This is a genomic window from uncultured Campylobacter sp., from assembly GCF_937997595.1.
In the GTDB taxonomy this organism is placed as follows: domain Bacteria; phylum Campylobacterota; class Campylobacteria; order Campylobacterales; family Campylobacteraceae; genus Campylobacter_B.
The window spans coordinates 1-2,482 of the sequence record NZ_CALKTS010000335.1 but is presented as its reverse complement, the minus strand read 5'-3'; the positions used below and the strand labels follow the sequence as shown (position 1 = coordinate 2,482).

6 protein-coding genes are annotated in these 2,482 nt (G+C 32.9%); 3 read left to right on the top strand and 3 right to left on the bottom strand.

Going from position 1 to position 2,482, the window contains the following annotated elements; all coding sequences use genetic code 11:
- Window positions 1-50 precede the first annotated feature (50 nt).
- Window positions 51-386 (bottom strand): hypothetical protein, encoded by a 336-nt coding sequence (locus Q0614_RS11380; RefSeq protein ID WP_298788803.1) that lies wholly within the window; start codon window positions 384-386, stop codon window positions 51-53.
- Window positions 387-736: 350 nt separating this feature from the next.
- Here Q0614_RS11380 and Q0614_RS11375 point away from each other — a divergent pair, with 350 nt between their 5' ends.
- Genes Q0614_RS11375 through Q0614_RS11365 form a run of 3 tightly spaced genes read left to right on the top strand, consistent with a single transcriptional unit; the run spans window position 737 to window position 1,807 of the window.
- Window positions 737-952 (top strand): hypothetical protein, encoded by a 216-nt coding sequence (locus tag Q0614_RS11375; protein ID WP_298788801.1) that lies wholly within the window; start codon window positions 737-739, stop codon window positions 950-952.
- Window positions 945-1,289 (top strand): hypothetical protein, encoded by a 345-nt coding sequence (locus Q0614_RS11370; RefSeq protein ID WP_298788800.1) that lies wholly within the window; start codon window positions 945-947, stop codon window positions 1,287-1,289. Before Q0614_RS11375 ends, Q0614_RS11370 begins: the two co-directional genes overlap by 8 nt.
- Complete coding sequence (locus Q0614_RS11365; protein WP_298788798.1) at window positions 1,286-1,807, top strand: hypothetical protein; 522 nt, start codon at window positions 1,286-1,288, stop codon at window positions 1,805-1,807. The genes Q0614_RS11370 and Q0614_RS11365 overlap by 4 nt, the downstream gene beginning before the upstream one ends.
- 6 nt (window positions 1,808-1,813) lie before the next feature.
- Here the strand turns inward: Q0614_RS11365 and Q0614_RS11360 are convergent, their stop codons facing one another.
- The gene (locus tag Q0614_RS11360) at window positions 1,814-2,089 is read right to left on the bottom strand and encodes an addiction module antidote protein (RefSeq protein ID WP_298788796.1); all 276 of its coding nucleotides are present in this window, start codon (window positions 2,087-2,089) and stop codon (window positions 1,814-1,816) included.
- Entirely contained in the window at window positions 2,089-2,385 is a 297-nt protein-coding gene (locus Q0614_RS11355) for a type II toxin-antitoxin system RelE/ParE family toxin (protein ID WP_298788794.1), read from the bottom strand. The genes Q0614_RS11360 and Q0614_RS11355 overlap by 1 nt, the downstream gene beginning before the upstream one ends.
- Window positions 2,386-2,482 lie beyond the last annotated feature (97 nt).

Genomic DNA, 2,482 nt, shown 5'->3' with positions numbered 1-2,482 from the left:
GTCCAAATGTGGCTCAAAAACACGGTTTCAATTCCCAACGGGATGGAATTCTACTCTTCATCAGTAGTAAGCGTATATGCGCCATTGTTAAAAGACGGAAGCCCGGCGTTAAATTTCAAAACACCTTTATTCTTGAAAAACTGATTAAATTTCGTAGTAAGAACCCCAGCTGTTAGATCGTCTTTGCAAAGAATTCTGACTATGAGTTCTTGCTCTTTTAGATCGACACAGTTTGTTACTGAATTCTCTTCCTCGTATCGGTTGCGAGCGGTAATTTTTACGGAGCTTGAGTAAGCCCGTCCGTTCATCTCGCCTTTAGCGCCGCTTTTTGCGATAGCGCTTGAAATTTCGTAAGAAACCTTGAAATCTTGTAGAATGTAGTCCATAACTCTTCCTTTATATTTGATTGAGCTTAACTCGATTAAACCTAAAGGGCGGAAGGAAGAGTTATTTCACAAACCGCCCCGAGTAGTTTAACCACTTGCTCGGGTGGAACTCCCGCCTAACTTCAACCCTAGACATCTTTACTCTGTCGCGGCATAGTGCGAGAAATTAAGTGTAGAATTTGCTTACTTTAGTTAAAATCAGTGCGTCAAAAAGATCAACAATAAGGAAGCAAAAAAACACATTTCGTCTAATAATTAAACAAAACGAACATTGTGATATTACACAAAGAATTCTTAATTTATGTTTAATAATTGAACGAAATCTACTAAAATATTAAAAAGATGTCAAAATGAATAGACAAGAACTAGCAGAATTATTAAACATAAGCAGAGGAACGCTTAACAACTGGGAAAAAGAAAAACCCGAGCTAATAAGACTCATAAATCAAGGGCTAGCACTTGATGAACAAATCAAAGAGACCGAAATTTACCTTAAAAAACTAGAAGCTATTAAAGAAAAAGCAGGCTCCAAAAAAATCAATACAATAAAGGATAAAAATGAATAGTTTTGAAAGATTAATGGATAAGTCCGTTGACATGATGGATACATCGTTAAAGATGGTATATTTGTATTATTTTTTAGAAATAGTTTTCGCAATCGCGGTAATAGCACTTATTATTTACGCAATAAGAGCGTTTATAGGTAAAAAAGAGGATCAAAGTGGGAATTATGATTTTGCACTATTCGACATAGTGGATAAAAGAGAAAAAGAAACGCCAAAAGAAAATAAGCAAATGTCAAACATAGAATTTTATTATAACCAACTATCAGAAAAAGATAAAATAGACATTCTAAATTTGATAAAAAAGAGAATTTACGAGGAAACGTTAAAAAATCAATGAATAAAATATTACTAACAACAATTTTAACCCTCGCTAGCCTACAAGCTAAAGAAAACATAGAAATAAACATATCACCAAGCAACAAGCAATATCAATTCGGTAAAAATATAAATTTAATCGGCACGTGGGAGGCTATAGAAACCAAATGTTGCGTAAATTTCATTTTTGGTAGATACGACAAAATAAGAATGAGATTCGATAAAAGCGGTAAAATTTACAAAGTAGAGAAAAATAAAGAAATCCCAACCGATATGATATGGAATATAAATAACAGCGGAATAGTAAAAGTAGAAAAAGACGATAGCTATTATGAAAAAATAGGACTAAACGATGCTGCTAAATCCATACAAGGCAAAATGGTAAAAGAGATATTCAAAGGGGTAGAAACAATAGAATTTAAAATCCTATCTAAAGAAAACGACAACTGTTTTATGGTAGAAAGAAATTTAAAACTATGCAAAATTTTAGGAAATTTGCACACAGAACCCGATAAAATAATTCAAATCGAAATGCACTAAATTTCTTTAAGCCGAAACACTCAAATTCATATCAAAAGCACGAAGTATTTTAGAGATAGTCTCAAATCTAGGCTTAGAGTTAGGTTTAAAAATTTTATAAAAGCTCTCTCTATTAAGATTAGCTTTTTTAGCTATTTTTTCAACGCCATAGCTTTTTGAAATATGTAAAAGAGCTCTTTTAAGCTCCTCAAAATCACCATCGGCTAAAACTTGATTTAAATATTCTTTTCTTACATCGTCATTATCTAAAAAGTCAGACAATTCAAAAGTTTTTAGTTCCATCATAGCTCCTTTAAAATTTCCTTAGCTTTTTCAATATCACGCGCTTGAGTGGATTTGTCGCCGCCGCAAAGCAAAATAATCAACGTATCGCCTTTGAAAGTAAAATAAATTCTAATGCCGCCTGAAACGAAAATTCTAAGCTCATATATATCAGTAGCATTAGTTACGGATTTATAATCGCCGAAGTAATCCTCATTTTTTATTTTGTCGATACGGCGCAAAATCGAAGCTTTGGCTTTATAATCCGATAAATTCTTATACCATTTTTCAAAATATGGAGTATATTTTACTTGCATAAAGCTATTATATATTTTTGTAGCTTAATGGCTACTTAGGTGCACGAATTCCTCATAACCCGAAGGTCGGTGGTTCAAATCCACCCTCTGCAACCAA